The following is a 5099-nucleotide window of genomic DNA, read 5'->3' as shown; positions in this document are numbered from 1 at the left end:
TGAAATGATCGCGGTGAGTTATGAACAATGAAACGATGAAAAAAAGGAAGTTTCGTATCTTCGTATGTACCTTGAGGGATATGATTCAGTCGGTGCTCGTTTGTTCAAAGTCACTGTATCGGGCATTCTGTCATGTACCGCTCATCGAACAGTACAATCTCATCTCTCTCCCTGTACCGGCTGGGCATTATTATATTTTATTATATATATAAATAAAATCTCTATTAAATCTCTATTATCTCCTTTTAAATTATGCTGTGGTAGAGTGGGGACGATAAGGAAATATTATACTCGTAAACGGTCTGAATTAATACCTTCCCCAATTACCGTATGATAGAGATGGGGAATTCGTGAGAAAAGTTTTTCCCGGATCAGTGGGTAGATATCGTTACGGTACTCGAATGCCTGGTGAAGGGTATCACCGTGAGAAGAAGAGATGAACCTGTGATATTTCTCTTCTACCGTATACATCCGAAATAATCCTGCATATTGTCGATACACAGGAATGTAATGGCGATACAACATGGTACCAATAACCGTTCTTCTGGTGGATGATGAACCCGCATTTTTAGAAGCGATGAGAGAATCGCTGTCACAGAATCAGGAATTCACGATAGATTGTTCTCTGTCTGGTGAGGATTGCCTTAACAAATTACTTCACACCCGGTATGATGTTATGGTAGCAGACTATTGCATGCCGGATATGGATGGAATTGAACTGCTTAAAAAGGTTAGAACATTTTCTACCATCCCGTTTATTCTTTTTACTGGAAAAGGGAATGAAAATGTGGTTATTGATGCAATAAACAACGGTGTCGATTATTACCTGAAAAAAGGAGAAGATTACGATACGCTGTTTGCCAAACTGACTCATATGATCAGGCAGGGGGCTCAAAAAACGCAGACTGAACTGATGCTCCGGGAAAACGAATTAAAATTTCGTGAATTATTTGAAAATTCATCAATAGCCACCCTGATTTATGATAACGAGAAAAAACTTGTAGATATTAATACTGCTGCATGTTCCCTGTTTGGTATCTCTTCTGCCTCAAATGTGTTAGGGTTGTCTCTTTTTGACCATTCCCATATTTCTGAAGAATCCATCCGAAAAATGAGATCCGGGGAAACCTTCAGAGAGAATTCAATTGTCGATTTTGATGAGATGAAAGCCCACCACCACTATCACGGGAGTTGTCATGGCACCATATACATAGACATCAGTTTCATCCCTCATAAAAATCCTGACGGCGTCCTAACGAATTATTATCTGCAGATAACAGATCTCACTGCACAGCACCGTGCTGAAGAAGATCTTAAAAAAACAGGTGAAAAATTAACCTTAGCCATTGAAGGATCGCAGATAGGGATCTGGGACTGGAATGTGCAGACCGGTGAGACGACTTTTAATGAGCGGTGGGCAGAAATTATCGGGTATACTCTTGCTGAACTAATGCCTATCACCATAAAGACCTGGGAAAAGTACACTCACCCTGATGATCTGAGTGCATCGTATGATCTGATACAAAGGCACTTCTCGGGAGAACTGCCCTATTATCAGTATGAAGCGAGGATGCGTCATAAAAACGGGAGCTGGGTCTGGATTCATGACCGGGGGCGGGTTACCGAATGGGATAATGCAGGCAGACCTGCCAGGATGGTCGGGACCCATGTTGATATCACTGAGCGAAAAAAGGCAGAAGAAGCGTTGAGACAAAAAACTGAACAAATTGAACAGTTTTTTTCAGTGACTCTTGATATGCTTTGTATTGCAAATACTGACGGATATTTTACCCTGCTCAATCCGGCATGGTACCGGGTTCTTGGATGGAGTGACGAGGAACTGATGGGGAGAAAGTTTCTGGATTTCATTCATCCTGATGATTTAAATCCAACGCTGGCAGCAATATCTAATCTTGCAGACCAGAAGGAAGTTATCAATTTTGTTAACCGGTATCGGTGTAAGGATGGAACGTACCGGTGGATTGAATGGCGATCAGCACCGGTCAAGAATGTAATTTATGCAGCAGCTCGTGATATCACCGAGCAACGGCTGAACGAAGAGCGTCTTATTCATAAAAAGAATATTCTTGATGCTATCAGCTTTGCCGCCACTACGCTGATGTCATCACTCACCGATGACGCTATTTCCCGGGTTATTGCCAGGATTGGAAAGGCTGTAGAGGTCTCCCGTACCTATATCTTTATTCATTCCTACTCAGACCAGGGAACATCTCTCATCAGCCAGCGATATGAGTGGGTTTCTGTAGGGATAACTCCGCAACTGGATAATCCCGCTCTTCAGAACCTGAAATGGCAGGATGCCGGGTATGGGAGATGGGGTTCCATTATCATGAGTGGTGGTGTGATCTCAGGATCGGTCAGTGATTTTCCTGTAGATGAGCAAATCAGCCTTATTGAACAGGATATCAAGTCCCTTGCGATAGTTCCGATCTTTTCCCACAATGAATTTTACGGGTTTATCGGGTTTGATCACTGTGTCAATGATCATGGATGGACCGATGTGGAGATTGAGACGCTGGAAGCAGCAGCAGGTCTGCTGGGAGCAGCATTTGGCAGAAGAAAAGCCGAAGAAGAAGTTCAGATCAGTGAGAATAACTTCTCCACGTTTTTTGATACCATTCATGACTTTCTGTTTGTCCTGGACAAGAACGGAACCATAGTAACCGTGAATAAAACGGTTCTGCAACGGCTGGGGTATAAAGAAGAAGAGTTAGTCGGCCATTCTATTCTCATGGTTCACCCGGTGCGAAGAAGACAGGAAGCATTTGAGATTGTGTCAGAAATGGTCGCTGGAAACCGTGATCTCTGCCCAATACCGCTGATTACCAAAGATGGAACCCAGATACCGGTTGAGACCCGGGTGGTAGTAGGAGAATGGGATGGACATGAGGCATTGTTCGGAGTATCAAAGGATATTTCTGCAATTACGCTTTCTGAAGAGAAATTTTCCAAGGCGTTTCATTCAAGCGGTTCCCTGATGGCTATTTCCATAGACACAGTATTTATGGATGTGAATAACACCTTCCTCGAGACACTCGGGTACAAACGCGAAGAGGTAATTGGGAAAAATCAAAGTGAAATCGGGTTATTTGTTGATGACCATGACCGTGACCGGGTCATGAAAGATATTCAGATGAAGGGGAATAGCAGAAATAACAAGGTATTGATTAGGGCCAAAGATGGCAGGGTAGTAACCGGAATCTTAAATGCTGATATCATCACTCTCCAGGATAAAACTCTGCTATTAACGGTCATGAATGATGTTACCGAGATGATACGGCTCAGTGACGCCCTGCTTCAGGCAAACAAGAAACTTAATCTTCTCTCTTCAATCACCAGACATGATCTTCTCAACCAGGTTCAGGCCTTGTTCTTTATAGAGGATTTTCTCAGTCAGAAGATTCACGATGACGCTTCAGTCAGGGATGAATTACTCATGCTCAATAAGACGGTGGCCACGATTCACAGTTAGATTCTTTTTACCAGGGATTACCAGGACATGGGAGTAATGGCACCTGCATGGCTTCGTGTTGAAGACATCGTTCAAAAAGAAAGAGCACAAAGCATTTTTTCTGATATCTCCATCGAGGTGAATACCGGAGATCTTGAGATATTTGTTGACCCGATGTTCTCTAAAGTCTGTTACAATCTTTTGGAAAATGCTCTGCGTCACGGAGAACACGTTACCCGTATCTCGATATCGTTTCATGAAATCCCTGATAGGGGTATTCTGGTCTTTGAAGATGACGGGGTAGGGGTTGTCCGGTCAGACAAACCAATGATCTTCAAACGTGGATTTGGAAAAAATACAGGCCTCGGTCTTTTCCTCACTGCGGAGATACTCTCAATAACCGGGATTTCTATTAAGGAAACAGGAGAAGAAGGAAAAGGAGCCAGGTTCGAGTTAACTATTCCCTTCTCTGCGTACAGGTACGGTGGTGAGAAGAGACAGGGATAACGACAGAAACTCATGAACGTCTATTTCCGATTACTTTATTTCCAAATTTGTTAAACTCACTGGTGCACAACGCATTGCCATCATTGGCATCCATGAAGAGGACCTTGATAATGCCTGGGCCGAGTTCACTGATAGTTCAAAGGCTATCGGCCTGACTATCCGGAGCATTCAGATGTGTCTAGGAACTCGTGCTTGTAAAAAAGCCAAACAAGACAGTCCTGGTCTGGGATTTGCCCTGGATAAGGAGTTCTATGGGAAACCTGCCCCAGCAAAATTCAAGATGGGTGTATCAGGCTGTTCTAATTGCTGTAGTGACTCATGGATGAAGGATATTGGATTTTTGGAACTGATACCGGATTCAAAGCGGTCGTAGGAGGTAAAGGGGGAGGAACACCGAAGCCGGGAAGGGAGCTCGCTGACGACCTGACCGAAGAACAGGCAATCGATCTTGCCCGAAAGATTATCGCATTTTATCGGGAAAATGGCCAGGCTCCTGAACGGCTCGGAGCAACTATAGAACGTGTCGGTTTTGAAACCTTCAAAAAAGCAGTGCTCTAATCTATTCGTTCCTCTGCAAAAATGACAGGAAGGCAGAAAAAATCTGCCCTATCTTCGAATTTTGGTAATTACACACCTGAAAGAAGAAGTCTGATAACGAATGAAGATGAAATAATACCGCTTCGGTTGTCAATTTCTGTATCCCATGTATCATGGGAAATGAGGCGATCTGATCATGGATAATTTATTACGTTCAATCCTGAGTGATGCACCACAAAAGAAACATCGGGTCTTTGTACGATCTTGGACACTTGTTATAGGGCTGATTTTTATTGTTGCAATCGGGATAACTCCCACGGTAGCAGATACTAATCAAACCATCACCCTGAATCCGATCGGAAGTCATACCAGTGGAGAGAAGATCAATATCACCGGGACAACTTCAATAGAGAAATGTAAACAGATTGGTATCGAGATCATACCAAAAAATTACTGGGATTCGATATGCGAATATGCAAAAGAAGATAGCACCGGAAAGGTAGTCTTCAATCCGGTTGCGATTACTGCAGAGAATATTCATCCAACCGGCATTAAACTTGTGAGATTCAATGCAGATGGGACT

General features: G+C 43.2%; 5 protein-coding genes. All 5 read left to right on the top strand.

Features of this window, described 5'->3' with window-relative positions; all coding sequences use genetic code 11:
* Positions 1-523: 523 nt before the first annotated feature.
* Positions 524-3493 carry a PAS domain S-box protein gene (locus LUQ50_RS01710; protein WP_300035241.1) on the top strand — a complete coding sequence of 990 codons (2970 nt, stop codon included), beginning with the start codon at positions 524-526 and terminating at the stop codon, positions 3491-3493.
* 36 nt (positions 3494-3529) lie between these two features.
* Positions 3530-3979, top strand: a complete 450-nt coding sequence (locus tag LUQ50_RS01705) for a sensor histidine kinase KdpD (protein ID WP_300035239.1) — start codon at positions 3530-3532, stop codon at positions 3977-3979.
* A gap of 172 nt (positions 3980-4151) precedes the next feature.
* On the top strand, positions 4152-4352 hold the full coding sequence (locus LUQ50_RS15895; protein ID WP_367278934.1) for a hypothetical protein: 201 nt from the start codon (positions 4152-4154) through the stop codon (positions 4350-4352).
* The gene (locus tag LUQ50_RS01700; protein WP_300035237.1) at positions 4298-4537 is read left to right on the top strand and encodes a hypothetical protein; all 240 of its coding nucleotides are present in this window, start codon (positions 4298-4300) and stop codon (positions 4535-4537) included. Before LUQ50_RS15895 ends, LUQ50_RS01700 begins: the two co-directional genes overlap by 55 nt.
* Before the next feature lie 175 nt (positions 4538-4712).
* The coding region (locus tag LUQ50_RS01695) for a hypothetical protein (protein WP_300035234.1) at positions 4713-5099 on the top strand (387 nt) is incomplete at its 3' end.

This window comes from Methanospirillum sp., from assembly GCF_028679455.1.
Taxonomy (GTDB): domain Archaea; phylum Halobacteriota; class Methanomicrobia; order Methanomicrobiales; family Methanospirillaceae; genus Methanospirillum.
This window is presented reverse-complemented; position numbering and strand designations above follow the sequence as displayed.

Coding starts and splice junctions, on each gene's coding strand:
- LUQ50_RS15895 (WP_367278934.1), top strand. CDS start 4,152: ATGTGTCTAGGAACTCGTGCTTGTAAAAAAGCCAAACAAGACAGTCCT.
- LUQ50_RS01710 (WP_300035241.1), top strand. CDS start 524: ATGGTACCAATAACCGTTCTTCTGGTGGATGATGAACCCGCATTTTTA.
- LUQ50_RS01705 (WP_300035239.1), top strand. CDS start 3,530: ATGGCACCTGCATGGCTTCGTGTTGAAGACATCGTTCAAAAAGAAAGA.
- LUQ50_RS01700 (WP_300035237.1), top strand. CDS start 4,298: ATGGATGAAGGATATTGGATTTTTGGAACTGATACCGGATTCAAAGCG.